This is a genomic window from Arthrobacter sp. 10T416 (assembly GCF_056394165.1).
Window position 1 is genome coordinate 34159 of sequence record NZ_JBFTHI010000015.1, and the last position, 26245, is coordinate 60403.

At 68.0% G+C, this 26245-nt stretch carries 23 protein-coding genes and 1 tRNA gene; 7 read left to right on the plus strand and 17 right to left on the minus strand.

The annotated features are described in order from the left end of the window. Positions 1–66: 66 nt before the first annotated feature. Positions 67–2130 (plus strand): Stk1 family PASTA domain-containing Ser/Thr kinase, encoded by a 2064-nt coding sequence (locus tag AC1DBE_RS14425; protein ID WP_476970957.1) that lies wholly within the window; start codon positions 67–69, stop codon positions 2128–2130. A gap of 124 nt (positions 2131–2254) precedes the next feature. Here AC1DBE_RS14425 and AC1DBE_RS14430 read toward each other — a convergent pair whose 3' ends face one another. Both AC1DBE_RS14430 and AC1DBE_RS14435 read right to left on the minus strand, forming a co-directional pair. Then, on the minus strand, positions 2255–3673 hold the full coding sequence (locus tag AC1DBE_RS14430) for a class II 3-deoxy-7-phosphoheptulonate synthase (RefSeq protein WP_476970990.1): 1419 nt from the start codon (positions 3671–3673) through the stop codon (positions 2255–2257). Positions 3674–3819: 146 nt separating this feature from the next. After that, positions 3820–4587 (minus strand): lysophospholipid acyltransferase family protein, encoded by a 768-nt coding sequence (locus AC1DBE_RS14435; RefSeq protein WP_476970958.1) that lies wholly within the window; start codon positions 4585–4587, stop codon positions 3820–3822. A gap of 111 nt (positions 4588–4698) precedes the next feature. Between AC1DBE_RS14435 and AC1DBE_RS14440 the strand changes: the two genes are divergently transcribed. Genes AC1DBE_RS14440 through AC1DBE_RS14450 form a run of 3 tightly spaced genes read left to right on the plus strand, consistent with a single transcriptional unit; the run spans position 4699 to position 6846 of the window. Beyond that, positions 4699–5514 carry an alpha/beta hydrolase gene (locus AC1DBE_RS14440; protein WP_476970959.1) on the plus strand — a complete coding sequence of 272 codons (816 nt, stop codon included), beginning with the start codon at positions 4699–4701 and terminating at the stop codon, positions 5512–5514. Further along, the gene (locus AC1DBE_RS14445; protein WP_476970960.1) at positions 5511–6314 is read left to right on the plus strand and encodes an alpha/beta hydrolase; all 804 of its coding nucleotides are present in this window, start codon (positions 5511–5513) and stop codon (positions 6312–6314) included. The genes AC1DBE_RS14440 and AC1DBE_RS14445 overlap by 4 nt, the downstream gene beginning before the upstream one ends. Beyond that, positions 6307–6846, plus strand: a complete 540-nt coding sequence (locus AC1DBE_RS14450; protein WP_476970961.1) for a hypothetical protein — start codon at positions 6307–6309, stop codon at positions 6844–6846. The genes AC1DBE_RS14445 and AC1DBE_RS14450 overlap by 8 nt, the downstream gene beginning before the upstream one ends. A gap of 46 nt (positions 6847–6892) precedes the next feature. On the opposite strand, the gene AC1DBE_RS14455 is transcribed toward AC1DBE_RS14450, so the two are convergent. Continuing rightward, positions 6893–7981, minus strand: a complete 1089-nt coding sequence (locus AC1DBE_RS14455; RefSeq protein ID WP_476970962.1) for an ROK family glucokinase — start codon at positions 7979–7981, stop codon at positions 6893–6895. A gap of 186 nt (positions 7982–8167) precedes the next feature. Here AC1DBE_RS14455 and AC1DBE_RS14460 point away from each other — a divergent pair, with 186 nt between their 5' ends. After that, positions 8168–9988, plus strand: coding sequence for an AMP-dependent synthetase/ligase (locus tag AC1DBE_RS14460; RefSeq protein ID WP_476970963.1), 1821 nt, complete (start codon positions 8168–8170; stop codon positions 9986–9988). A gap of 138 nt (positions 9989–10126) precedes the next feature. On the opposite strand, the gene AC1DBE_RS14465 is transcribed toward AC1DBE_RS14460, so the two are convergent. Further along, positions 10127–13522, minus strand: a complete 3396-nt coding sequence (locus AC1DBE_RS14465; protein ID WP_476970964.1) for a pyruvate carboxylase — start codon at positions 13520–13522, stop codon at positions 10127–10129. Between the two features lie 306 nt (positions 13523–13828). Between AC1DBE_RS14465 and AC1DBE_RS14470 the strand changes: the two genes are divergently transcribed. Next, positions 13829–14680 (plus strand): ParA family protein, encoded by an 852-nt coding sequence (locus AC1DBE_RS14470; protein WP_476970965.1) that lies wholly within the window; start codon positions 13829–13831, stop codon positions 14678–14680. Positions 14681–14794: 114 nt separating this feature from the next. Here the strand turns inward: AC1DBE_RS14470 and AC1DBE_RS14475 are convergent, their stop codons facing one another. From AC1DBE_RS14475 to gcvH, 5 genes are all read right to left on the minus strand, one after another. Then, complete coding sequence (locus AC1DBE_RS14475) at positions 14795–15391, minus strand: MerR family transcriptional regulator (protein WP_028275903.1); 597 nt, start codon at positions 15389–15391, stop codon at positions 14795–14797. A 264-nt stretch (positions 15392–15655) separates the two neighbouring features. Further along, on the minus strand, positions 15656–16159 hold the full coding sequence (locus AC1DBE_RS14480; protein WP_476879790.1) for a bifunctional nuclease family protein: 504 nt from the start codon (positions 16157–16159) through the stop codon (positions 15656–15658). Then, positions 16159–16875, minus strand: coding sequence for a transcriptional regulator FtsR (gene ftsR / locus AC1DBE_RS14485; RefSeq protein WP_476879789.1), 717 nt, complete (start codon positions 16873–16875; stop codon positions 16159–16161). Before ftsR ends, AC1DBE_RS14480 begins: the two co-directional genes overlap by 1 nt. 23 nt (positions 16876–16898) lie before the next feature. Next, positions 16899–17372 (minus strand): FHA domain-containing protein, encoded by a 474-nt coding sequence (locus AC1DBE_RS14490; protein WP_476879788.1) that lies wholly within the window; start codon positions 17370–17372, stop codon positions 16899–16901. Positions 17373–17549: 177 nt separating this feature from the next. Next, the gene (gene gcvH, locus AC1DBE_RS14495; protein ID WP_476879787.1) at positions 17550–17936 is read right to left on the minus strand and encodes a glycine cleavage system protein GcvH; all 387 of its coding nucleotides are present in this window, start codon (positions 17934–17936) and stop codon (positions 17550–17552) included. Positions 17937–18089: 153 nt separating this feature from the next. Here gcvH and AC1DBE_RS14500 point away from each other — a divergent pair, with 153 nt between their 5' ends. Beyond that, entirely contained in the window at positions 18090–18959 is an 870-nt protein-coding gene (locus tag AC1DBE_RS14500) for an Fpg/Nei family DNA glycosylase (RefSeq protein WP_476970966.1), read from the plus strand. Positions 18960–19056: 97 nt separating this feature from the next. On the opposite strand, the gene AC1DBE_RS14505 is transcribed toward AC1DBE_RS14500, so the two are convergent. From AC1DBE_RS14505 to AC1DBE_RS14540, 8 genes are all read right to left on the minus strand, one after another. After that, positions 19057–19133, minus strand: a tRNA-Pro gene (locus AC1DBE_RS14505). A 162-nt stretch (positions 19134–19295) separates the two neighbouring features. Further along, the gene (der, locus tag AC1DBE_RS14510) at positions 19296–20846 is read right to left on the minus strand and encodes a ribosome biogenesis GTPase Der (RefSeq protein ID WP_476903876.1); all 1551 of its coding nucleotides are present in this window, start codon (positions 20844–20846) and stop codon (positions 19296–19298) included. Beyond that, positions 20843–21541: a lysophospholipid acyltransferase family protein gene (locus AC1DBE_RS14515; protein ID WP_476879887.1), complete on the minus strand. Its 699-nt coding sequence runs from the start codon at positions 21539–21541 to the stop codon at positions 20843–20845. Before AC1DBE_RS14515 ends, der begins: the two co-directional genes overlap by 4 nt. Positions 21542–21590: 49 nt before the next feature. Beyond that, complete coding sequence (cmk, locus tag AC1DBE_RS14520) at positions 21591–22319, minus strand: (d)CMP kinase (RefSeq protein ID WP_476879882.1); 729 nt, start codon at positions 22317–22319, stop codon at positions 21591–21593. Beyond that, positions 22319–23428 carry a prephenate dehydrogenase gene (locus tag AC1DBE_RS14525; protein ID WP_476970967.1) on the minus strand — a complete coding sequence of 370 codons (1110 nt, stop codon included), beginning with the start codon at positions 23426–23428 and terminating at the stop codon, positions 22319–22321. The genes cmk and AC1DBE_RS14525 overlap by 1 nt, the downstream gene beginning before the upstream one ends. Before the next feature lie 3 nt (positions 23429–23431). Further along, positions 23432–24631, minus strand: a complete 1200-nt coding sequence (locus AC1DBE_RS14530; RefSeq protein WP_476970968.1) for a pseudouridine synthase — start codon at positions 24629–24631, stop codon at positions 23432–23434. A gap of 110 nt (positions 24632–24741) precedes the next feature. Next, entirely contained in the window at positions 24742–25395 is a 654-nt protein-coding gene (gene scpB, locus AC1DBE_RS14535) for an SMC-Scp complex subunit ScpB (RefSeq protein ID WP_476879885.1), read from the minus strand. Continuing rightward, the gene (locus tag AC1DBE_RS14540; protein ID WP_476970969.1) at positions 25392–26240 is read right to left on the minus strand and encodes a segregation and condensation protein A; all 849 of its coding nucleotides are present in this window, start codon (positions 26238–26240) and stop codon (positions 25392–25394) included. Before AC1DBE_RS14540 ends, scpB begins: the two co-directional genes overlap by 4 nt. Positions 26241–26245 lie beyond the last annotated feature (5 nt).

Consider the following 26245-nt stretch of genomic DNA (forward strand, 5'->3'; position numbering starts at 1 on the left):
TAACGATACGGGTCCGGGTTGCATGTCAATCCGGACCCGTTTCCGTGCAGAGCTTAGGATCAAAGGGTGCAGGAATACACATCGGACGCTCTCGTCGGGACCCTGGTGGACAACCGGTACCTGATTCTCTCCAAGCTGGCCCGTGGCGGAATGTCGACGGTTTACCTCGCGACCGACCAGCGGCTGGAGCGGGACGTGGCCCTCAAGGTCCTGCACCCGCACATGGCCGGGGACCCCCAGTTCCTGGACCGGCTGGGCCGCGAAGCCAAGGCCGCCGCCCGGCTCTCCCACCCGCACGTGGTGGGTGTGCTGGACCAGGGCGACGACGGCCCGCTGGCCTACCTGGTGATGGAATACATCAAGGGCCGCACCCTGCGCGACGTCCTCAAGGACAAGGGCGCACTGACTCCCCGCCTGGCCCTGGCGCTGATTGACCCGGTAGTGGAAGGGCTCGGGGCTGCCCACGCGGCCGGCCTGATCCACCGCGACGTCAAGCCCGAAAACGTGCTTATTGCCGACGACGGCCGGATCAAGATCGGCGACTTCGGCCTGGCCCGGGCGATCTCGACGTCCACCAGCACGGGCGCCCTGATCGGGACCGTCGCCTACCTCTCCCCCGAGCTTGTTATGGGGCGGCAGGCCGACGCCCGCAGCGACATCTACTCCCTCGGAATCATGCTGTACGAGATGATCACCGGCAAACAGCCGTTCGACGGCGAGGTCCCCATCCAGGTGGCCTACCAGCACGTGAACTCGACGGTCGGTCCGCCGTCGGCCCTGGTGCCCGGGTTGGCCGACGAACTCGACGAGCTGGTCCAGTGGTGTACGGCGAACGACCCCGACAAGCGTCCCGTGGACGGCAACGCGCTTCTCTTCGAGCTCCGGCATATCCGCACCAACCTCAAGGACGCCGAACTGGACCTGCGTCCGCCCGCAGCAGCGCCGCTGCCAGCGGCAGCCGGAGAGTCGCACACCGAGTTCCTGGGCGGCATCCAGCACCCGACCGAGGTCATCGGCCGCGGCAGCAACCCCACCACCGTGCTCTCGGGCCGGCAGCGGCCGGGAGCCTACGGCCCGCTGGCCACGCCGGAGGAGCACGAGTTTGGTGCCTCAGCGGCGGAGGCTGCCGGGGACTTGGCTGTGCCGGCGAGCAAGCGGGCCCAGCGCAAACAGGACCGCGACGAGGAGAAGGCCCGGCAGCGTGCTGCGGCCACTCCCAGCCGCAGCCTGCGGGCGGGCAACCCCCGCCGCCGGGGCCTTGCCTGGGTCCTGGTGCTGGTCCTCGTGGCCATCCTTGCCGCCGGCGCCGGCTGGTTCTTCGGGATGGGCCCCGGATCCCCGGGAACGATTCCCCAGTTGGCCAATAAAACCGTGGCCGAGGCTCAGCAGTTGCTCCGCACCGCGGGATTCGATTCGACCACCCGGGATGTCTTTGACGACACCGTGTCCGCGGGGCTGGTGGTGGGCTCCGAACCGCAGGCCGGAGAGGTGGTCAGGAAGTTTCAGACCATTTCCCTGAACGTTTCCAAAGGCCCCGAACTCTTCCCCCTGCCGCAGCTGACCGGCAAACGGCTCGACGCGGCGAAAACGGCCCTGAATGGTGCCGGGATGACGCTTGGCCCGGTGACCGAGAGCTTCGACGAAACCGCAGCGGCCGGAACGGTGCTGGTCCAAAAGCCCGCCAAAGGCACGCCCGCCAAGCACGGGACGCCGGTGGCCCTAACGGTGTCCAAGGGGCCGCGCCCCATTCCGGTGCCCGATGTGCGGGGCAAGGACCAGGACGCCGCGGTGGCGGCTGTGGAAGCCGCGGGGCTCAAGGCCGTCGTCGCGCCGGAGCCGGTCTTCAGCCGGGACGTGCCCAAGGGCGCCGTGGCCGGCCAGGATCCGGCGAACGGAAACCTCACCAAGGGCGGCTCGGTGACGCTGACAGTTTCCAAGGGCCCGAAGTTGGTGGAGGTTCCGAGCTTTATCGGGAAGCAGGCCACCGAAGCCCGGGACGCGTTGGAGCGGCTCGGTTTCAAGGTTGAGATCAACAACATCCTCGGCGGGTTCTTCGGCACGGTCCGCGCCCAGGACCCCGTGGACACCCGGGTGCCCGAGGGGTCGACGATCACCCTGACGGTGGTCTGAGCCGGCAGGCCGGCTGCCCCGCCGGACGCCCTCGCCGGCAGAAAAAGCTCCGCCCCGGCTGAAACCAGCCGGGGCGGAGTTGTCTCTGAGCGTGGTGCCAGCCGGACTCAGCTCTTGGACGGGATCAGCGCTTAGACAGGGCGCCGGCCACCAGGAACGCCATCTCCAGGGACTGCATGTGGTTCAGGCGCGGGTCGCAGACCGACTCGTAGCGGTCCAGGAACGCGTCCTGGTCGATCGGGTCGGCACCGCCGAGGCACTCGGCCACGTCGTCGCCGGTCATTTCCACGTGCAGGCCACCGGGCACGGTGCCCAGGCCGTGGTGGACTTCGAAGAACCCCCGGACCTCATCGATGACGTCGTCGAAGTTTCGGGTCTTGTAACCGTTGGGCGAGGTCACCGTGTTGCCGTGCATCGGGTCCGTGACCCAGAGGACCTGGGCGCCCGAATCGGTGACGCGCTCGACGATGGCGGGCAGCTTCTCGCGGATATTGCCGGCGCCCATACGGGTAATGAACGTCAATCGGCCCGGTTCCCGGTTCGGGTCAAGCTTGTCGATAAGGCGGAGCGCATCATCACCGGTGGTCGACGGGCCCAGTTTGACGCCGATCGGGTTGCGGACGCGGGAGAGGAAGTCGACGTGGGCGTGGTCCAGTTCGCGGGTCCGCTCCCCGATCCAGAGGAAGTGCGCCGACGTGTCGTACGGCAGGCCGGTCCGCGAGTCGATCCGGGTCAGGGCACGCTCATAGTCCAGCAGCAGGGCCTCGTGGCTGGCGTAGAACTCCACCCGCTTGAGCGCCTCAAAATCCGCGCCGCAGGAGGACATGAATTTGATGGCCCGATCAATGTCGCGGGCCAGCGACTCGTAGCGGGCGTGCGCCGGGTTCTCGGTGAACCCCTTGTTCCACTGGTGCACCAGGCGCAGGTCCGCGAAACCGCCCTGGGTGAACGCCCGGATCAGGTTCAGGGTGGACGCGGACGTGTGGTACGCCTTGAGCATCCGGCTGGCGTCGTGGGCGCGGGACTCCGGGGTGAAGTCATAGCCGTTGACGATGTCGCCGCGGTACGCCGGCAGTGTGACGCCGTCGCGCGTTTCATCGTTCGAGGACCGCGGCTTGGCGAACTGGCCAGCCATGCGGCCCATCTTGATCACGGGCATCGCGGCACCGTAGGTCAGGACCACCGCCATCTGCAGGATGGTCTTGACCCGGGCACTGATCTTGTCTGCCGTGGCGGCCTCGAAGGTCTCCGCGCAATCACCGCCCTGCAGCAGGAACGCCTTGCCCTGCGCGGCCGCGGCGAGCCGTTCACGAAGAATGTCCACCTCGCCGGCGAAGACCAGCGGCGGCAGCACGGAGAGTTCCTTGACCGAGGCGCCAAAGACGTCAGGATCGGACCAAGTGGGCTGCTGCGAGGCGGGCAGCTCCCGCCAATTGTCCAGCCCCGGATAGTTGGCGGCGCCGCTCTGGGCCGTGCTGGTGAAAGCCGTGCTGGTGAAGGGCGAGCCCGTAAGGGCACTGGCAGCCGGCTGGGAGTTGTGCAGGGACGTCGAGGGTGCAGATAGCTCAGTCACCCTCTAAGGATAGTTGTCCCGGCCCCGAACGGCCTGCCCGCCGTCATTGACTGCCGGGTATCCGTCACACAGCCCAGTTACGCAGTCCAGTTACGCAGTCCAGTTACGCAGTCCAGTTACACAGTCCCGGGCGCCCCGGGGCCCTCGGGCGATTCGGGCACCTCAGGTTCCTGCGCGGGACCGGCTTCCGGCGCCCCGCCGGTCTTTCCGGCCAGCCGCAGTTTGACGACGGCGGCGTACTCGTCCACGTATTCCTGGCCGGAGAGCCGCATGAGTTCGTACATGATTTCGTCCGTGACCGACCGCTGGATCAGCCGGTCGTCCTCCATGCCGTAGTAGCGGCTGAAGTCGAGGGGCTCGCCAAAGATCATCCCGATCCGCCGGATGTTCGGCACGCGTTTGCCGATGGGCTGGACCTTGTCGGTGCCGATCATCGCGACCGGAATCACCGGAACCCGGGCCTGCAGCGCGAGCCGGGCCACCCCGACTTTTCCGCGGTACAGGCGGGCGTCCGGGCTGCGCGTTCCCTCGGGGTAGATGCCCAGGAGCGAGCCGTTCTTCAGCACGTCCATGCCGGCGTCCAGGGACCGTGCGGAGGCCGCACCGCCGGACCGGTCCATAGGCAGCTGGTTGGTCAGGCGAAAGAACGCAGCCGTCAGTTTGCCTTTAACGCCCTTGCCCGTGAAGTACTCGGACTTGGCCAGGAACACCACGGGCCGGGGCACCATCAACGGCATAAAAATGGAGTCGGAAAAGGAGAGGTGGTTGGAGGCCAGGATCGCGGCGCCCTGGCCCGGAACGTTGTCCAGGCCCTTCACCCACGGCCGGAACAACAGCTTCAGGACCGGCCCAAGGACGAACGTCTTCATGAACCAATAAAACACGTGGTGGACCTCTCCGGCAGGCGTCTGGCCGGCCCTTCTGCGGGACCGGCCGGGACTTCAATGACACCCTACTCTAGTGAGTTTTGTCGCGAACAGTGACACGATGGGCACATGAGCGAAAGCAGCACTCCGATGACGCCTGCCGCTTTCACCTACCCCGGCCACGGCGCCAACGCGTCCACCGGCGTGGCGATCTGCCACGGCTTCACGGGCAGCCCCCTGAGTGTGCTGCCCTGGGCCGAGCACCTCGCCGCACAGGGCTTCGCGGTCTCTGTCCCGTTGCTCCCCGGACATGGCACCGACTGGCGCGACCTCGCCCGGCACGGCTGGCAGGACTGGTACGGCGCTTTCGAGGCCGCGTACCTTGACCTGGCCGCCGGCACCCGCTTCTGTTTCGTGGCCGGGCTGTCCATGGGCGGGACCATCGCCCTGCGCACCGCGGCACGGCACCGGGTCGCCGGGGCCGCCGTCGTCAATCCGGGACTGAGCTTCTACGACCGCCGGGTACGTTACATCGGGCTGCTCAAGTACCTTCAGCGCACCATCGTCCCGCTCCAGGAAACGGAGTCGACGGCGGCGAGCACCCAGGATGGCGACTACTCCCTGACGCCGCTGGCGGCCGTCCACCAGTTACGCAAGCTCTTCACCGCAACGCTGCGCGAGCTGCCCGCTGTCGACGCCCCTACCCTGGTGTTCAAGTCCGACGTCGATGCCGTGGTGCCGCCGTCCTCTCTTGCGCTGCTCCGGCAGCGCCTCGGCTCCCGGGATCTGACCGTGGTGCCGCTGCCGGCCAGCGGCCACGTTGCCACCCTCGACGTCGATGCCCCCACGATCTTTGAACAGTCTGCCAGCTTCTTCCAGGCGCACGCCGCCGCGCCGGGCGCCCCCACCGCACCCACCCAGCCCCAACTGACGGAGCAGCCATGAGCACAGCCCCCGACCACTCGCCGTTCAGCAGCCCGTTCACGGGCTCCGGCCCCCGGACCGGCGTGGTGGTCTCCCACGGCTTCACGGGCAGCCCGCACGGCGTCCGGGCGTGGGCGGAGTCGCTGGCCGCAGCGGGGTACGCGGTCCGGATGCCGTTGCTGCCCGGGCACGGCACCAGCTGGCAGGAACTGGCCCGGACCCGCTGGCAGGACTGGCATGCCGGGATTGACGCCGCTTACCAGGAACTGGCCGCGGAGTGCGACCACGTGGTGGTCGCTGGCCTCTCGATGGGCGGCGCCCTGGCGCTGCGGCTGGCCGCCACGCGCCCGGTTGCCGGTGCCGTGCTGGTGAACCCCGGGTTGGTCATTGACGATCCCCGGGCTCCGCTGGCCGGAATCCTCAAGTTTGTCCTTAAGAGCACCCCGGCCATCGCCAATGACATCCTGATGGCGGGCGTTGATGAGGGGGCCTACCCGCGGACCCCGGTGGCGGCCGCGCACGAGTTGAACAAGATGTTCAAGGACACCGTGCGGCTGCTCCCCCGCATCACCGCCCCGGTCCGGGTCTACCGTTCCACCGTGGACCACGTGGTCTCCGACGCGAGCATCGCCGCGCTGCGCCGCGGACTGGGCAACGCCCCGCTGGAGATCATCCCGCTGGAGAACAGCTACCACGTGGCTACCATGGACAACGACGCGCCCCAGATCTTCCGCGGCACGGCCGAGTTCATCCGGTCCGTTGTGGAGGGACACACCCCCGGCGCCCCCAGCGCCAGCCAGAAAGAAACGGCAGATGACTAGACCCGATCCGGATTCCCAGGACTCCAGCGCCAACCAGGACGACGCCGTCTGGCTCGACCTGGTGGCCCGTCTGGAGGCAACGGATTCCGGTGCCGGAACGCATGGGACGCTGGACCCGCAAGGTCCCGGAGCTCCTGCGGCCCGGACCTTCCGGGACTTCGATCCGCTGGGCCTGGCCGTCCCGCCGGCAGCACCGGAGTCCGGCCGGCCGGATTCCCCCGCTGGCGCCGGCGAAGCGGGGGCGGACCGCGGGTCCCTCTCCGGCCCGCGCGACTATGAGCCGGATGACGACGACGGCGCGTTCGTTCCGGAAGAACCGCCGAGCCTGGCCGGAGCCGACCCGCTGACGGTGCTCGCATGGCTCGGCGCGGTGGGCGGCCCGATCGCCCTGTTGCTGTCCGCCATGTTCTGGCGGTCCGCGCCGCTGCTGGCCGTGGTGGGCATGGTGGTGACCTTCGCGGCGTCGGTGGTATTCCTGATCATGAAGCTGCCGCAGGAAAAGGACGATCACGACGACGGGGCGCGGGTCTAGCCGGTCCTGCACACAGCCGCATGCCGTGGGGTCCGCGGCAGGGCGCCTAGTTGCGCATCCGGCTGCTGACCCTGGAGAGGTCCGCGGCGCCGATCAGTCCGGCGTTGGGGCCCAGGGCCGCCAGTTCTATCCTTGCCGCGGGGCGGAAGCCGCGGCCGGTCAGGTTCCGCGCGAACGCGCGCCGGGCCGGGGCCACCAGCAGCTCGCCCGCGTCGCAGAGTCCGCCGCCGACGACGAAGGTGCCCGGGTCCAGGGAGGCCGCCAGGTTCGCCAGGCCAAGGCCCAGCCATTCCCCCACATCATCGAGCAGCTCCCGTGCCGTGGGATCCCCGGCCTTGGCCAGTTCGGTGACAATGACCCCGGTGATGAGTGCCGGGTTGCCGTCCACGGCTTTCAGCAGTTCCTGCGCCACCGGAGAGTTCGCCGCGGCCAGTTCCCGGGCCTCCCGGCCCAGGGCGTTGCCGGAGGCGTATTGTTCCCAGCAGCCCCGGTTGCCGCATTCGCACCGGTGCCCGCCGGGCATGATGATCTGGTGGCCGAATTCCCCGGCCACCCCAAAGCGTCCCCGTTCCAGCCGGCCGTCCATCACCATGGCGCCACCGATCCCGGTGCCAAGGGTGATGCACACCAGCCGGCTCTCGCCGCGTCCGGCCCCAAACCGCCACTCGGCCCAGCCTGCGGCATCGGCGTCGTTGGTCAGCAGCACGGGACGGCGCAGCAGCCGCTGCAGGTTCTCCCGGAGGGGTTCGTTGCGCCACGCCAGGTGGGGGCTGAAGAGCACGGTGGCGCCGTCGAGATCCATCCAGCCGGCCGCTCCGATGCCAACCGATCCGATCCGGTGCCCCTGGCCCAGCTCCGCCACAAGATCAACGATGACCTGTTCGACGGCGCGCGGGTCGCTGCCCGGCGTGGACCGGTTGGCCTGGCTCAGGATGCGTCCCTCGGCGTCCACCACCCCGGCCGCCACCTTGGTTCCGCCGATGTCGATGCCGATGGCGAGGCCCTTGCGGCCGAGCCGGAGATGCCCGCGGAACGGTCCTGCCTCCGGCGTGCCGGCGAAGCGCTGGTTCCTGTGCCGCCAGGCGGCGGTCCTGCGCTGCGGTCGGGGCTGCTGGGCCGGTGTTGGAGTATGCATCGTTCCCTATTCTAGGGCCCGTCCACCCGGTCACGGCCGGGGTCCGGGGACGCCGCCGAGTGGCGGTCCGGAGGCCTTGACCGTAAAGTTACTCGCCAGTAGGTGAAGTGGGACACACCCCTCGGGGCCCGCATACTACTGTTAGTCGTACCCCCTAGCGGGTCAATGGATATCAAAGGAGCTATCGTGCGAGAAATCAGTGTCCCGCCCCTGGTCACCGTCCCCCCGGAAACAAACGTGACGGACCTGGTCCTGCGCCAGGCTGCCAAGGCGTCCAACCCCGCCCTGTTCTCCCGGCTCGACGCCGCGGGCCAGTGGCAGGACATCCGGGCCACCGACTTCCTGGCCGATGTCTCCCTGCTCGCCAAGGGCCTGATGGCCAGCGGCGTGGGTGCCGGCGACCGGGTGGGCATTATGTCCCGCACCCGCTACGAGTGGTCCCTGGTGGACTTTGCCATCTGGTTTGCCGGCGCCGTCTCGGTTCCGATCTACGAAACATCCTCCCCGTCTCAGGTGGCCTGGAACCTGGGTGACTCCGGTGCCGTCGCCGCGTTTGGCGAATCGGCCCACCACGAGGACATCATCCGGCAGGCCGCCACGTCCGAGGGCCTGACCGGGCTGCGGCACGTCTGGCAGCTTGAGGGGGACGCCCTCGACGAGGTCCGCGCCGCCGGCTCGGCCATTACCGACGCGGAACTCGAAGCCCGGCGCAGCCAGGCGTCCCTGCAGGATCTCGCGACGATTATCTACACCTCCGGGACCACCGGCCGGCCCAAGGGCTGCGAACTGACGCACGGCAACTTCGTGGAACTCTCCGACAACGTGCTGGCCACCTCGCTCGGCCAGACGGTCAATGAGCAGGCCAGGACCATTATGTTCCTGCCACTGGCCCATGTTTTCGCGCGCTTCATCTCGGTGCTGGCGGTGGCCGCCGGCGTGACGGTCGCGCACACCCCGGACATCAAGAACCTGCTGCCGGACCTGCAGAGCTACAAACCGACCTTTATCCTTGCGGTCCCCCGGGTCTTCGAGAAGGTCTACAACTCCGCCATGACCAAAGCCGAGGACGGCGGCAAGGGCGCAATCTTCCACCGGGCAGCTGAGACCGCCATCGCCTGGTCCAAGGCCCGGCAGGCCGGCAAGGTGGGCCTGGTGCTGGGGCTCAAGCACTCCCTCTTCGACAAGCTCGTTTACGGCAAACTCCGCGATGCGATGGGCGGCCACGTGGCCCACGCCGTATCCGGCGGCGGACCGCTCGGGGAGCGCCTCGGCCACTTCTTCCAGGGCATCGGGCTGCAGATCCTCGAGGGCTACGGCCTGACCGAAACCACCGCCCCCGTCACCGTCAACACGCCGTCGCTGATCAAGATCGGTACCGTCGGCGCGCCGATCCCGGGGAACGCCGTCAGGATTGCCGAGGACGGGGAAATCCTGGCCAAGGGCGTCTGCGTGATGCGCGGCTACTTCAACCGCCAGGACCTGTCCGCCGAAGCATTTGTGGACGGCTGGTTCCGCACCGGCGACATCGGCCAGCTCGACGAACAGGGCTTCCTGACCATCACCGGGCGCAAGAAGGAAATCATCGTCACTGCCGGCGGCAAGAACGTGGTCCCGGCCCTGCTCGAGGACCAGATCCGCGCCGACGCGCTGGTCTCGCAGGTGCTCGTGGTGGGAGATAACCGCCCGTTCATCGGCGCCCTCGTAACTCTCGACGAGGAGGCCCTCCCGGGCTGGCTGCAGCGCCACGGCCTCCCGGCGTCGACCACCCTGGCCGAGGCCACCGCCCACCCCGCCGTCAAGGCCGCCGTCCAGGAGCTCATCAACCACGCGAACCAGTCCGTGTCGCAGGCGGAGGCCATCAAGTCCTTCCGGATTGTGCCCTCCGACTTCACCGAGGCTTCCGGGCACCTGACGCCCTCCATGAAGGTCAAGCGCGCCCAGGTGATGAAGGACTTCGAGAGCGTCATCGAGGAAATGTACTCCGCGAAGCGTCCCACGCACGCCTAGGCCGAGCGTCGCAGGGCAGTACAGCACAGCACGGCAACGCACAGCACAGCACAGCAAAGAAGGGCTCCCCCGGCAAAAGCCGGAGGAGCCCTTTCGTCTGTGCGCTCTGCGCCTGGCCCTTCTAGGCCCGGCCGGGCGTTACTCCACGACCAGCAGCAGGTCCCCGCCCTGGACCTGTTCCACGGCGCCCACGGCGAGCCTCGAGACAGTGCCGGCGACCGGCGTCGTGATGGAAGCTTCCATCTTCATGGCTTCGATGGTCGCGACGGTATCGCCGGCGTTGACCTTGTCCCCGGCCTTGACGGTCAGGGTGACGGCGCCGGCGAACGGTGCGGCCACCTGGCCCGGCTGGGAGGCGTCGGCGCGCTCGGCGGCCTTGACGTTGCTCACGACGGACCGGTCACGGACCACCACGGGCCGGGACTGGCCGTTCAGGGTGCACATGACCGTGCGCATGCCCTTCTCGTCGGGTTCGGACACGGCCTCGAGCGAGGCGATCAGRCGGACGCCCTTCTCCAGCTCGATCTCGTGCTCGGCGCCGCGCTGCAGGCCGAAGAGGTAGTCGCGGGTGTCGAGGACGGAGAGGTTGCCGTACGCCTCCACGCTCTTCTGGTAGTCCTTGGTGGGACCGGCGAAGAGCAGCCGGTTGAGGGTCTGCTGCACCGTTTTGGAGTCGCCCTTGAGCGCGGCGCTGTCTTCGGCGCTGAGCTCAACGTCGCGGACCTTGACGCTGCGGCCCTGCAGCGCCTTGGTCCGGAACGGCTCCGGCCAGCCGCCGGGAGGATCGCCGAGTTCGCCGGACAGGAAGCCGATCACGGAGTCCGGGATGTCGTACTTCTGCGGGTTCTCGTTGAAATCGGCCGGGTCGGCGTTGAGGCCCACCAGGTGCAGGGCGAGGTCGCCCACCACCTTCGATGACGGGGTGACCTTGACCAGCCGGCCCAGGATACGGTCCGCGGAGGTGTACATGTCCTCGATGGCCTCGAACCGTTCGCCCAGTCCCAGCGCGATGGCCTGCTGCCGCAGGTTGGAGAGCTGGCCGCCGGGGATTTCGTGCCGGTAGACCCGGCCTGTGGGGCCCGGCAGTCCGGATTCGAACGGGGCATAGACCCGCCGTACGGCCTCCCAGTAGGGCTCCAGGGCACACACGTTCGCCAGGCTCAGCCCGGTGTCGCGCGGGGTGTGGGCCAGCGCCGCGACCAGTGCTGAGGCGGACGGCTGGCTGGTGGTGCCGGCCAGGGACGCGGATGCGACGTCGACGGCGTCCACTCCGGCATCCACGGCCGCCAGCAAGGTGGCCAGCTGGCCGCCGGCGGTGTCGTGGGTGTGCAGGTGCACCGGGAGGTCGAACTTCTCCCGCAGGGCGCTCACCAGCCGGGCGGCGGCTGCCGGACGCAGCAGTCCCGCCATGTCCTTGATGGCGAGGATGTGCGCGCCGGCGTCGACGATCTTCTGGGCCAGGTCCAGGTAGTAGTCGAGGGTGTAGAGCTTTTCCTCCGGGTCCAGCATGTCCGCGGTGTAGCACAGGGCGACCTCGGCCACGGCCGTGCCGGTGTCGCGGACGGCGCGGATGGCGGGGGCCATCTGGTTGACGTCGTTCAGGGCGTCGAAGATCCGGAAGATGTCGATGCCGGTCGCGGCGGCCTCATTCACGAAGGCCACCGTCACCTCCTCCGGGTACGGCGTGTAGCCGACGGTGTTCCGGCCGCGGAGCAGCATCTGCAGGCAGATGTTGGGCAGGGCCTTGCGGAGGGCGGCCAGGCGGTCCCAGGGGTCCTCGCCGAGGAAGCGCAGCGCGACGTCGTAAGTCGCACCGCCCCAGGCCTCGACGGAGAGCAGTTCGGGAAGCATCTTGGAGACAGCGGGGGCCGCGGCCACCAGGTCGCGGGTACGGACGCGCGTGGCCAGCAGGGACTGGTGCGCGTCACGGAAGGTGGTGTCGGTGACAGCGACGCCCTCCTGGCCGCGGAGGGCCTTCGCGAAGCCCTCCGGCCCGAGTTCGAGCAGCCGCTGCCGCGACCCTGCGGGGGCGTCGGCATCCTCGAGCGCCGGCAGCTTGTCCGCGGGGTCGGTGTGCACCGTGAGCTCGCCGTTGGGCTTGTTGACGGTGACCTCGGCGAGCCAGGTCAGCAGCTTGGTCCCGCGGTCGGCGGAGACGCGGGCCTTGAGCAGTTCCGGGCGCTCGTCGATGAACGAGGTGGCGACGTTGCCGGCCACGAAGTCCGGGTCGTCCAGGACGGCCTGGAGGAAGGAGATGTTGGTGGACACACCGCGGATACGGAACTCGGCCAGGGCGCGCCGGGCGCGGGCGACGGCAGTGGCGTAGTCGCGTCCGCGGCACGTGAGTTTGACCAGCATCGAGTCGAAATGCGGGCTGATCTCGGCGCCCGAGTACACGGTTCCGCCGTCGAGCCGGACGCCGGCGCCGCCCGCCGAGCGGTAGCCGGTGATCTTGCCGACGTCGGGCCGGAAGCCATTGGCCGGGTCCTCTGTGGTGATGCGGGACTGCAGTGCGGCGCCGTTGAGCTTGACGGTGTCCTGGGACAGGCCCAGGTCAGCCAGGGTCTCCCCCGAGGCGATGCGCAGCTGGGCCTGGACGAGGTCGACGTCGGTGACTTCCTCGGTGACCGTGTGCTCAACCTGGATGCGCGGGTTCATCTCGATGAACACGTGCTGGCCGGCCCGTTCACCCACAGTGTCCACCAGGAACTCGACAGTGCCGGCGTTGACGTAGTTCAGGGCCTTGGCGAACTTCACCGCGTCCCGGTAGAGGGCCTGCCGGATACCCTCGTCAAGGTTCGGCGCCGGCGCGATTTCGATGACCTTCTGGTGGCGGCGCTGGATGGAGCAGTCGCGTTCGAAGAGGTGCATGACGTTGCCCTCGGCGTCAGCGAGGATCTGGACCTCGATGTGCCGCGGCCGCAGGACAGCCTGCTCAAGGAACATCGTGGGGTCGCCGAACGCCGCATCCGCCTCGCGCATGGCGGCCTGCAGGGCCTCGGGCAGGGCCTCCCGGGTGTCCACCCGGCGCATGCCGCGGCCGCCGCCGCCTGCGACGGCTTTGGCGAAGATCGGGAAGCCGATCTCGTCCGCGGCCGCGATGAGTTCGTCGAGGTCCTTGGACGGCTGGCTGGACTTCAGGACCGGGACGCCGGCCTTGCGGGCGGCCTCCAGGGCGGCCACCTTGTTGCCGGCCAGCTCCAGGACCTCAGCCGGCGGCCCGACGAAGGTAATGCCGGCGGCGGCCGCGGCGCGGGCGAGGTTCGGGTTTTCGGAGAGGAACCCGTAGCCCGGGTAGATGGCGTCAGCCCCGGCCTCTTTCGCCACGCGGACCACCTCGTCGACGTCGAGGTAGGCCCGGACGGGATGGCCCTCTTCGCCGATCAGATATGCCTCGTCGGCTTTCTGGCGGTGGATCGAATTACGGTCCTCGGTCGGGAACACTGCAACGGTCTTGGCACCCAGCTCGTAGCTGGCCCGGAAAGCACGGATCGCGATTTCGCCGCGGTTAGCCACCAGAATCTTGGAAAACATACTTCTCCTGCATCATTGCGGGCGGTTCGGTAAGTGGTCACAGTTTCTAGGACTGGTGTGCGCAAACACAAATCATTGTGGTGCCCGTCACAGCATTATGCGTCATTTCCGCGGCAGACGGCAGATCGGCGCCGATCCGGGCTCCCGGGGCCTGTTCGGGCCCCCGCCGGAGAGGATGAGACGGGTTAAGGCGCCCGGTCCACATATGATGAGTTGGTGGGTGGCGTACGCACGCCCCGGTCCGGAGGAACGCACGGGCCGGCATGACCCAGTCTCGGCAACCGGCGTTAGGTATTGGTTTTTCAAGTGCAAGTAGTCAGCATCAGCAGCCTCAAAGGCGGGGTCGGCAAGACATCCGTGACAACCGGACTGGCGTCGGCAGCACTCGCAGCCGGCATCCCCACCCTCGTGGTCGACCTGGACCCGCATGCGGATGCCAGCACGGCCCTCGGCGTCCGCCCCGACGGGCAGCTGGACATCGGCCGGATGATCAAAGCGCCGCGCAAGGCCCACCTTGCCGAGAACGTGGTCCCCAGCGGATGGGTGGAGCACCTGGCCGGCGCAACGGCCGACGGCGCCGCGCCGGTTCTCGATGTGGCCATCGGCTCCGCATACACCGGCATCTACGACCGGCCGGACCTTGGCCGGCGCGATCTGCGGCGCCTCTCCACGGTCCTTGCCAGCGTGGGGCACTACGACCTGGCCCTCATCGACTGCCCGCCGTCGCTGAACGGCCTGACCAGGATGGCCTGGTCTGCCAGCGACAAGGTGGCCCTCGTGGCCGAACCGGGGCTGTTCTCCGTGGCCGGCACCGAACGCACCATGCGCGCCATCCAGCTCTTCCGGCAGGAGTTCGCGCCCGCGCTGGCACCGGCCGGCATTGTGGCCAACCGGGTGCGGTCCGGCTCAGCAGAGCACACCTTCCGGCTGGCCGAGATGCAGTCCATGTTCGGCGAACTGCTGCTCACCCCGCACATTCCCGAACAGGCGAACTGGCAGCAGATCCAGGGCGCCGCCCACTCGGTCCACCACTGGCCCGGTGACTCCGCCAAGAACGCCGCCGCGCTGTTCGACAGCCTGCTCGCCAATGTGATGGGCACCAACACCGCCGGTGAACTGGCGGCGGCTGGTACGGTCCGCAACCGCAGCCAGCGCTAGCCCCGGCCGGCCCCGGCGATTAGGCCAATACAACCGGCAAACAAAAAAACAGGCAAACAAAAAACGCGGGGCCACAGTGTGGCCCCGCGTTTTTAGGTGGAATTTTGGGCTGTGCTAGCCGATCTTACGGGCGGCCCGGCGCTTGCTGAGCTCGTCGTCCGGGAAGGACTGGTCCGCAGCGTGCTCGCTCGGGAGGGCTGCTAGGCTTCCTTCGACTTCGCGCCAGACACGGCCGACGGCGATGCCAAAGACACCCTGGCCGCCCTGTACCAGGTCAATGACCTCGTCCGCCGACGTGCACTCGTAGACGCTGGCACCGTCGCTCATAAGGGTGATCTGGGCGAGGTCCTCGACCCCGCGTTCACGGAGGTGCTCAACCGCCGTGCGGATCTGCTGCAGCGAAACGCCGGTATCCAGGAGCCGCTTGACGACTTTCAGGACCAGGATGTCGCGGAAACCGTACAGACGCTGGGAGCCGGAGCCGGCGGCGCCGCGCACGGCAGGTTCGACCAGCCCGGTACGGGCCCAGTAGTCGAGCTGGCGGTAGGTGATGCCGGCCGCCTTGCACGCGGTCGGGCCACGGTAGCCCGCGTCCTCGTCCAGGACGGGAAGATCCTCGGTGAAGAGCAGGCCTTGGGCACCGCTTGCGGGCACAGCAACGCCTGCCGTCGAGGCCTGCTTGAGCTCGCCTGCTTCGCCTTTCGGACTCACGTGGATCCTCCTTGTCATGAGTTCCCGCGGGAACTTGCAGCAACGCCGCGGTATCCGGGACAGGCAACGGACCAAGACCGCACGTGAATGATCCGTGAAGTTTCGGTTCCGGCTGCACTTTCCAGTGTGACTTGCACGGCTGTTGTATGCAATGGGAACTTGTACCTCCGACGTTAGGCCTGCCGGGGCCGAAGGTCAAAGACGTTGGGGCTATTGCCGGGGCGTGTCGAAAGTTTCGACCTCGACTTTAAGCTTTGGGGCGTGTCAGCCGGCAAAATCTTCCGGTTCGACGTCGTCCAGGAACTCACGGAAGCGGCGCAGCTCCCCTTCTTCGTCGACGGCGGGACCCGGCTGGGCTTCCTCGCCGTCGTCGTGCTCAGTGATCCGCACGCCCGCTTCGTCCATCACGGCGTCCGCACACCAGATCCGGCACTTGGCCCGCAGGGCCAAGGCCAGCGCGTCCGAGGCCCTGGAGCTGACGGTGGTGCCGTCCTCGAACTGGAGCTGGCCGTAGAAGATGTTGTCCTCGACCGCGACGATGTTGACGCTGACGATCGTGTGGCCCAGGGCCTCGACCACATCGACGAGGAGGTCGTGGGTCATGGGCCGGGGCGGGACCACACCCTGCTGGGCGAGGGCAATCGCGCTGGCCTCCGGGGTGCCGATCCAGATCGGAACGTGCCGTTCGCCGTGCATCTCCTTGAGCAGTACCAGCGGCTGGTTGGAGGGCAGTTCGATCCGGACGCCAACGATCTCCACCTCAATCATCAGCTGTCCATCCTTGAGATGCGGTCCTGGACCAGGGCGCGGTGCAGCGACAGGCAGAGTTCGCTGATTTCCCGGGCGGCCTCGGCAGCGCGGGCGTGCGAGGCTGCGTCCTTCCGCGATGTCAGGGTGGCCACGGCGCGCTCCACCAGGCCGAATTCGCGGTCGGCGGCGGCCTGGAAGGGCCTGAGGTGGCGCGGTTCCAGGCCATGGCCCTCCAGCTGGACGCAGGCGCGGGCAACTTGCAGGGCGTGCTCGTCGAACTTTCCGTTGACGTGCCCGATCAGGCCGAAGCTAAGCAGGGATTCCAGCAGGGGCACACTCGCCCCGGACTCGGCACGCAGCTGTTCGGCGGTGAGCAGGCGGACCCGGTGGTTCAATTCGGCGGCAAGCTGGTCCGAGACGATCCGCGGCGACACCGTCACCCCGGGCGGGAGGTTCTCGGGCCGTTCCCCGCGGTCAATTGCGTCGAGGTAGTCCTTGATGACCTTCAGCGGCAGGTACTGGTCCCGCTGCAGGGCCAGCACAAAGCGCAGGCGTTCGACGTCGCTCTCCGAATACTGCCGGTACCCGGCGGGGGTCCGCTGCGGGTTAATGAGTCCCTTTTCCTCCAGGAACCTGATTTTCGACGCGGTCATGGAGGGGAAGTCGTCGCTTAGCTGAGCCAGGACTTCCCCGATGTTCAGGACCTGGGGTCCGCGCCGCTCGGCTTGTGCCATCGCCACAGGCAGCTACCCCGATATCAGACGTTGCCTGCGGTACGGGCAGGGCTGAGGTAGAAGGTGAGCCGGAACTTGCCGATCTGCACCTCGTTACCGGACTTCAGCTCCACGCTGTCGACACGGTCGTGATTGACGTAGGTGCCGTTGAGGCTCCCGGTGTCGACGACCTCGAAACTGCGCGCCGTGCGGCGGAATTCGACGTGCCGGCGCGAGACCGTGACGTCGTCGAGGAAAATGTCGGCGTCCGGGTGGCGGCCCGCCGTCGTGGTGTCGGAGTCCAGCAGGAACCGGGCGCCGGCGTTCGGGCCGCTGTGGGCCACCAGCAGGGCGGAGCCCGCCGGCAGGGATTCAATCGCGGTGCGTTCCTCGACCGAAACCTTCGGGGTGAGGGTCGGCTCGTCGCGGACGGGGGTGAGATGGATCGATGTGGTCTCCGAGGCATTCACTCCACCCGTGCCGTATCCACCGGTGTCGTTCTGTCCGTGCCCAACCATTGAGTCCTCCTCATTCGTTGCAGGTGTCCCCCCTGCAAACAACGCATGCCGTCCGGAAACGCCTGGCGGATCCGGTAGTCAGCCCCCGGCCGGTACTGCGCCCAGCAACCGCTGCGGCCACCAACTCCTGTGGCCTACAACTGATGTGTCCAGTAACACGGCCCGGAGACCTTCCCTTTAGCCTACCTGCTGTTCGTACTCCGATGCACTGAGCAACGACTCGACGGCGTCGGCCTCTGCGAGCTTGATTTCGATCAGCCAGCCCTCGCCGTACGGATCCGAGTTAATCAGGGCCGAATCAGTGTCCAGTGACTCGTTGCGGGCCACCACCTCGCCGCTGACCGGGGCGTAGATGTCGCTGACGCTCTTGGTGGACTCGACTTCGCCGACGACGTCGTTGGCCTTGACCTCGGTGCCGACTTCCGGCATCTGGGCGTAGACAACGTCACCCAGCGCGTCCTGGGCGAAGTCGGTGATCCCCACCCGCACCACGCCGTCGGCATTGGGGGCGGAAATCCACTCGTGTTCCGCGGTGTAGGACAGCTCTTCGGGAATGTTGCTCATGACGGGCCTTTCGTCGGGTCAATCACCTGGGTCGACGGCGGCCGATCGAACGGGCCGCCGCTGAAAGTATAGGCATATCCGCCCGGGGCCCGGCAGGACTCTGGCATGATGGGGCCATGGCAGCACGTGCACGCGTTCGGGTCGGAACTGCCCATGCCTGAGCTCCCGGAAGTAGCGGCCCTGGCGGCCTTCCTCGACACCCGGCTGCGCGGTGCTGTGGTGGCGAAAGTCCAGATTGTCTCCTTCGCCGTGCTGAAGACCGCGGATCCGCCGGTCTCCGCCCTCGAAGGCACGACAGTGACCGGGGTTCGCCGGCACGGCAAGTTCCTGGACGTGGAAGCGGACGGGCTGCATCTGGTCTTCCACCTGGCCCGGGCGGGCTGGGTCCGCTTCACTGACTCCCCCACCGGCGCGGCGCTGAAGATGGGCGGCGGACACCTCGCGGCGCGGCTCTCGTTCTCGACAGGGACGGGCCCGGTCGACCTGGACCTTACGGAGGCCGGGACCAAAAAGAGCCTGGCCATGTATGTGGTCCGGGAGCCCGCCGACGTGCCCGGTATCGCGGCGCTCGGCCCCGGTCCTTTCAGTCCCGGGTTCGACGTCGACACCCTTGCCGGGATCCTGTCGTCCAGTTCGCAGCAGATCAAGGGTGTACTGCGCAGCCAGGGCATCATGGCGGGCATCGGGAACGCGTATAGCGATGAGATCCTGCACGCGGCCAAAATCTCGCCATTTGCGATCGCGGGCTCCCTGGAACCCGAGGTGGTGCGGCGCCTTTATGACGCCATCCACGATGTCCTCGGCGCGGCACTGGCGGAGGCAAAGGGGAAACCGCCGGGTGAGCTGAAGGATGCGAAGCGGAGCCACATGCGGGTGCACGGGCGGGCCGGGCAGGACTGCCCGGTCTGCGGGGACACCGTCCGGGAAGTGTCGTTTGCGGACACAGCGCTGCAATATTGCCCCACCTGCCAGACCAAGGGGAAGATCCTGGCGGACCGCCGGACGTCGAGGTTCCTGAAGTAGGAACTGCCCGCGCGGGCGGCGGTTCGGCGTCGGGGTCCGTTGCGCGAAACAGAAAACCCCGCCACTCCGTTGCCGGAATGCCGGGGTACTTTCTTGTTGGTCGGGCTGACAGGATTTGAACCTGCGACCCCTTGACCCCCAGTCAAGTGCGCTACCAAGCTGCGCTACAGCCCGCTGGTTCCGCCGTTCTCCGCTCACCATGATTTCCCTTGTTTGACCAAAAGAATTCATCCGAGCAGTCCGGCCGAACCACCTCCAAAAGCTTACACGATTCCGGAGGGTGCCCGTGACACTTTGACCATGTCACGGGAACTTTTCCCTCGGCGGGTGCCGGAACTAACGCTTCTTGCCGCGCTTTTCCCGGACCCGCATGTTGACCTCGATGGGCGTGCCCTCGAAGCCGAACGTTTCCCGGAGCCGGCGGGTGATGAAGCGGCGGTACCCGGGATCGAGGAAGCCGGTGGTGAACAGCACGAACTTCGGCGGGCGGCTCGAGGCCTGGGTGCCGAAGAGGATGCGGGGCTGCTTGCCGCCGCGGACCGGGTGCGGGTGTGCCGCGACCAGTTCGCCGAGGAACGCGTTCAGGCGGCCGGTGGGGATGCGCTTGTCCCAGCTCTCCAGGGCGGTATCCAGGGCAGGAACCAGGCGGTCCTTGTGCCAGCCGGTCTTGGCGGAGATGTTGACGCGGGGAGCCCAGGCCACGTGGGCCAGGTCCTGTTCGATTTCGCGTTCCAGGTAGGTGCGGCGTTCGTCGTCGAGCAGGTCCCACTTGTTGAACGCGAGGACCAGCGCGCGGCCGGATTCGATCGCCAGCTGCAGGATGCGGACGTCCTGTTCGCTGAGGACCTCGTCCACGGCGAGGAGCACAACGGCCACCTCGGCCTTTTCAAGTGCGCTCTGCGTGCGCAGGGAGGCGTAGAAGTCCGCGCCCTGGGCCATGTGCTGGCGGCGGCGGATGCCTGCCGTGTCCACAAAACGCCAGGTGCGTCCGCCGAGTTCGATGAACTCATCGACCGGGTCGCGGGTGGTCCCGGCCGTGTTGTCGACGACGACGCGTTCGGAACCAGCGAGCTTGTTCAGCAGTGAGGACTTTCCGACGTTCGGGCGGCCGATCAGGGCGATCCGGCGGGGGCCGCCGGTGCGCTCCAGGCCCTCAATCGTGGAGAACTCAGGCAGGGTGTCCATCACGTGGTCCAGCAGGTCGGCAACGCCGCGGCCGTGCAGGGCGGACACCGGGTACGGCTCGCCGAAGCCAAGGCCCCACAGGGCGGCCGAGTCGGCCTCCTGGACGAAGTCGTCCACCTTGTTGGCCACCATGATGACCGGCTTCTTGGACTTGCGCAGCATCTTCATAACGCCCTCGTCCGTGGCGGTCGCGCCAACGGCGGAGTCCACCACGAACAGCACGGCATCGGCGAGTTCCACGGCCATCTCGGCCTGCTCGGCGACGCGGGCGTGGATGCCGCGGGCGTCGTGCTCCCAGCCGCCGGTGTCCACAACGGTGAAGTTCCGGCCGTTCCAGTGTGCCGAATACATCACCCGGTCGCGGGTGACGCCGGGAGTGTCCTCGACGACGGCTTCGCGCCGGCCGAGAATGCGGTTGACCAGGGTGGACTTGCCAACGTTCGGGCGGCCGATGATGGCCAGGACCGGGTCGAGCCTGACCGGACCGTCAAAGTCCTCGTCCTCGTAGCGGCCGCTGAGGAGGGCCGCGTCGTCCTCGTCGAGGTCGTAGTCGTCCAGGCCGGCCCGGAGGGAGGCCGCGCGGAGCTCGGCTTCCTCGTCGTCCAGTGCGGCGAGGTTCTCAGCCACCTGGTCCGTGCCGGTGGGCGTGTATTCGTCTTCGCCGGCGCCAAAATGGCCGGGGGTTTGAGTCGTATCGCTCATTGCACTTTCCTTAGGTGGTGATCTGCCGGCGTCCCGGCTACTGCTGTCTGAAGTTCTTGCGGGGAATCCGCGTCGGGCAGGCGCTGCCCGCTGCACCGGACCGTGTCCTGGACGTGCCGCGCCAGGGCGGCCCGAATCTCGGTTCCCACCCTGTCCATTGAAGCACGCCCGGTCTCTCCGGGCCTGCGGCTGACGGTGAGGGCCGGGCCGAAGCTGACGTGCAGCCGGCGGCCGGGACGGGGAACGGTGTTGAGGTGCTCGCCGCTGATCCGGGTTCCCAGGATCGCGACCGGGATGACGGTGGCTCCGGAGTTCAGGGCGAGCCACGCCACCCCGTTGTTGATGCTGGCTGCCTCGCCGCTCCCCCGGGTGCCTTCGGGAAGTATCCCAACGCACCGTCCGGCGTCGAGCACTGCCTTGGCCCGCTGCAGGGCCGCCCGGTCACCGGACCGGTCCACGGCCAGCTGGCCGGAGACCGTAAGGACCCGGCCGAGGAAGCCCTTGAACATCTCCCTCTTGACGAAGATGTGCATTGGTCGCGGCGCTGCCCCGAACATCACGGGCCCGTCAAGGAAGCTGATGTGGTTGCCTGCGAAGATCACCGGCCCGGCCGCCGGGACGTTGGCGCGGCCCTTGATGGCGGTCCGGTACACCACGTGGTCCAGGATCCAGCCGATCGGCCGGCTCCAGGCCATGGTTCCGTGCAGGAACCACCGCCCCGGCAGCCGTCCCGCGCCGGAGGCCTCAGTCACGGGCCAGGACCGTGTGGTTGATGACCCGGTGCACAATCCCGAGGGCCGCGTCCACGGTCTGGGCGAAGTCGAGGTCCGAGGAGTCCAGGGTCACCACGCCGTCGGCGGCCTGGGTGAAGTTCACCACGGTGGAGTCCTTGGCGTCGCGGGCGGTGACCTGCGCGGCGAGCTGCTCGGCGTTCTGGCTTCCGCCGAGCTGGATGCCGCGGCGGCGCAGCCGGGCCTCCTCGCTGGCGGTGAGCAGCATCCGGACCTCTGCGTTGGGCGCGACGACGGTGGTGATGTCCCGGCCCTCCACCACCATGCGGCGGTGGTGCTTTTCGATCAGCTCGCGCTGCCGGCGGATCAGTTCGGTCCGGGCGCCGAGGGTGGTGGCGATGGCACTGACCGCCGAGGAGATGGCCGGTTCGCGGATGGCCTCGGTGATGTCGACGCCGGCGACGCGGACGTACTCTTCCTGCGGGCTGGTGCTGATCTCGAGCTGGAAGCCTTCAGCCGCAGCTTCGATGGCTTCACTGTCCGCGAGGTCCATGCCGCTGTCCAGGCAGAACCAGGTCAGCGCCCGGTACATGGCTCCGGTGTCGAGGTACGCGAGCCGGAGCCGGCGGGCCACCTCCTTGCTGACGCTGGACTTGCCGGAGCCGGAGGGGCCGTCAATGGCCACCACCAGGCTCTTGCCGGGGCGGACGACGTCCACCGTTTCAATGAGTTCCTGGGTCATTACTGGAGTACCCGCCATCCACGGTCGTTGAGGGCTTCAATGAGCAGTTCGTGTTTGTTCGGCAGCACGGAGAGTTCCACCATGCCGACATTCTGTCCTGAGGAGTGATCCAGCCTGAGGTCCTCGAGGTTGACGCCGATTTCGCCGATCTCGGTCAGGAGCCGGGCGATCTGGCCGGGCGTGTCGTCCACCAGGACGGTCAGCCAGGAGTAGGCCTGCGGCGGTCCGCCGTGCTTGCCCGGGATCCGGGCCTGGCCGGCGTTGCCTTCGCTGATGAGCTGGGCGAGGTCCAGCCGCGCACCGGGCGCTGAGGGGTCCTCGAGGGTGCCGATCAGCCGGTTCAGGTCCTCGCGGACACCGTGCAGGATCTCCACGACCTTGCCGGCGTTGGCGCCGAGGATCTGCACCCACAGCGTGGGATCGCTCGCCGCGATCCTGGTGACGTCACGCAGTCCGTTGCCGGCCAGCGACAACGCATGCAGAGGCGTTCCCTGCAGCCTGCTGGCGACCAGGGAGGACATCACCTGCGGCAGGTGCGAGACCAGGGCCACGGCTTCGTCGTGTTCGTCGGCGCCAAATTCGGCGACGACGGCGCCCAGGTCACTCGCCAGGGCGCGGGCGGCCTGGAGGGCGTCGGGCCGGGTTTCGTCAGTGGGGCACAGCACCCACGGCATCGAGGTGAACAGTTCACCGCGGGCCGCGACCGGGCCGGACTTCTCCCGTCCCGCCATCGGGTGGGATCCCACGTACCGGCCGAGGTCGGCGCCGCGTTCGCGCAGTTCCGACTGGATGCCGGCTTTGACGCTGGCAATGTCCACCACAATGGCGTCGGGGTAGTCCGTGAGGGCACGGGCGACGACGTCGGCGGTGACGTCCGGCGGCGCTGCGACCACCACGAGTTCCGGGGATTCGCCGTCAAGGCGCGCCAACGGCAGGCCGGCGCCGATGTCCACGGCGACGGCCTGGTTGGTGGGCGACGGGTCGGAGAGGAACACGGCGACGCCGCGGCCCCGCAGTCCCAGTCCGATGCTGGTGCCCAGCAGTCCCGTGCCCACGACGACGACCGGCCCGTTCAGGTGGCCGCGGCCGTGGGTGCGAAATGCGGACATGCCTTAGAGCCCCACGGACGCCAGCAGGTGGCCGACTTCCTGCTTGCCGAGGTTGCGGATGCTGCCCTGGCGCTGGTCGCCGAGGCCGATGGGACCGACCTTGACGCGGACCAGGCGCAGCACAGGGAAACCGACGGCGTCAAAGAGGCGCCGCACGATCCGGTTCTTGCCCGAGTGCAGCACGACCTCGATCAGCACGTGGCCCGGGGTGGAGTCGACGAGCTTGAAGGAGTCCACCGAGGCGATGCCGTCCTCAAGTTCGACGCCGGCCTTGAGCTGGGCGCCGACGCCCTGCGGGAACGGCCCGCGGACCTGCACGAGGTAGGTCTTGGGCACTTCGTAGGAGGGGTGCGTGAGCCGGTTGGCGAGTTCGCCGTCGTTGGTCAGCAGCAGCAGCCCTTCGGTGGCGACGTCCAGCCGGCCGACGTGGAAGAGCCGTTCGCCGTGGTGGTTGCGCACGAAGTCGCTGATGCACGGGCGGCCGTCCGGGTCCTCCATGGTGGAGACAACACCCTTGGGCTTGTTGAAGACCATGTAGACCATGTTTTCGTCCAGCTGGATGCGCAGGCCGTCCACGTGGATCACGGAGGTCTTGGGGTCCACGCGCATGCCGAGCTCGGTGACGACCTGGCCGTCGACCTCGACACGGCCTTCAGCGATCATCTCCTCGCAGACACGCCGCGAGGCGACGCCGGCGGAGGCCATGACTTTCTGGAGCCGGACGCCGTCGGCGTCGTGCAGCTCGGACTGCGGCACGGGACCGCGCGGGCCACGCTTGCGGGTGGGCTTACGGACGGGACCGAGGTTCTGGCCGTAGCGTTCGCCGCCGAAGGCGCTGGAACCGGGAGCTTTGGCCGCGCCGGCGCCGATGCGCGGCTTGGGCTTGAGCGCGCCCGGAGTCCCGGGGGCTTTCCCCGCGCCGGGCTTGCGGTCTGCTGCCTTGCGGGCAGGGGCCTTGCGGGCTGCGGGCTTGGCACCGCTCCGGCCGGCGTCCGGGGCAGCGCCGCCGGGGTTCAGGTCCGGATCGACGAAAGCCTCTTCGCGCGGCTTGGGCCGCTTGAACGGCCGGTCCCCGCCGCCCTTGGGGAAGTCGCGCTGGCCGCGGCCGGCGCCGCCCGCACCCTGGGTGCGAGCTGATTGCTGTCCGGCGCCGGTGCGTCCGGAACCGTTACGTGGTGAACTCTGGCGTCCCGCCTGTGTCATGACCCGTCCTTCGTTTGGTGGCCCGCGGCGGCTGCCTCACGGCAGTCCCCCACCGGCCGGGCAAATAGTTCTGCCCTGGTGGATTTTCAGTGCGCAGGCAGTGGACCTGCCTACATTCTTCCTGCATCGTAAAACTCTGCTATGCCTTCGAGCCCAGGAAGATGGGGTGAAAGCTGCGGCAACTCAGCCACCGAGCCGATTCCCATGCGTTCGAGGAAATACGACGTCGTGCGGTACAGGATGGCCCCGGACTCAGGATCGTTTCCCGAATCCTCAATCAGGCCGCGCTGTGTCAGCGTCCGCACCACGGAGTCAACGTTGACCCCTCTAATTGCGGACACCCTGGCCCTGGAGACGGGCTGGCGGTAGGCGATGACGGCGAGCGTTTCGAGTGCCGCCTGCGTCAGCCTGGCTGTTTGGCCCTCCAGCACGAATCCTCCGACGATGTCGGCGAACTCGGCGCGGGAGTAGATCCGCCAGCCTCCGGCGATGTTCCGCAATTCAAAACCCCGGGGGGCGGTAGGTTCCGCATCCGGGGCATTACCAGTATAGCCGTTATACTCCCGCTGCAATTCCTGCAGCAGGGAGTCGACGACGTCGACGGTCAAGTTCAGGCCCGCGGCCAGTTCCGGGGCGGTGGCCGGCTGGTCGATCACCATCAGCACCGCCTCGAGCGCGGCGCGGGCGCCGCCGGGCAGTTCCGTGAGGTCTGGACCCTCTGCTCCGGTGGTGTCGGCGGCGGCGCTGCCAGGTGTTGCGGTCACGGTTGCTCCTCGTATTCTTCGCTCAGCTTCTCGCTGGTCCAGTCCGGATCGTCGGCAGTCCAGTGCACGGACAGTTCACCCAGGGGGAGCAGCTGGTCGAAGGCCACGGCCTTGTCACGGAACATCTCAAGCAGGGCGAGGAACCTGGCCACCACCACGAGGGTGGATTCGGCGTCTGCAATAAGTGCCCGGAACGTCAGGGCCGACCCCAGCCGCAGCCTGAGGCCGATGATTTCGGCCTGTTCCTTGACGCTCACCGGCGTTCCGTGCAGGTGCGCCAGGCCTACCTCGGTGGGGGCGGCCTCCTTGGGCGTGAGGGCGGCCTCGGCCAGGGCGGCGAACTGCTGCGGGGTGTGTTTCCAGACCAGGTCAGGCAGCATGGCGGCGAAGTGTTCCTCCAGGGCTACCTGCCGCGGATAGCGGCGCCCCTCCAGCTCCAGGGTGGTGCCCATGAGGCCGGCGACCTGTTTGAAGGCCCGGTACTGAAGCAGGCGGGCGAAGAGGAGGTCGCGGGCTTCGAGCAGGGCGATGTCCTCGTCGTCCTCGACTTCACCGGCGGGGAGCAGCCGGGCGGCCTTGAGGTCCAGGAGGGTGGCGGCGATGACCAGGAATTCGCTGGCTTCATCCAGCGCCCAGTCCTCCCCGAGCTGCTGCAGGCCCTTGGTGTATTTGATGAACTCATCGGTGACCGTTGACAGCGCCACCTCGGTGATGTCCAGCTGGTGCTTGGAGATGAGTCCCAGCAGGAGGTCGAAAGGCCCGGTGAAATTGGCCAGCCGGACCTCGAATCCGGTCTTTTTCCCGGGCGGAGCCAGCTCCGCCGTCGGGGTCACTGTCGCCGCCACGGCCC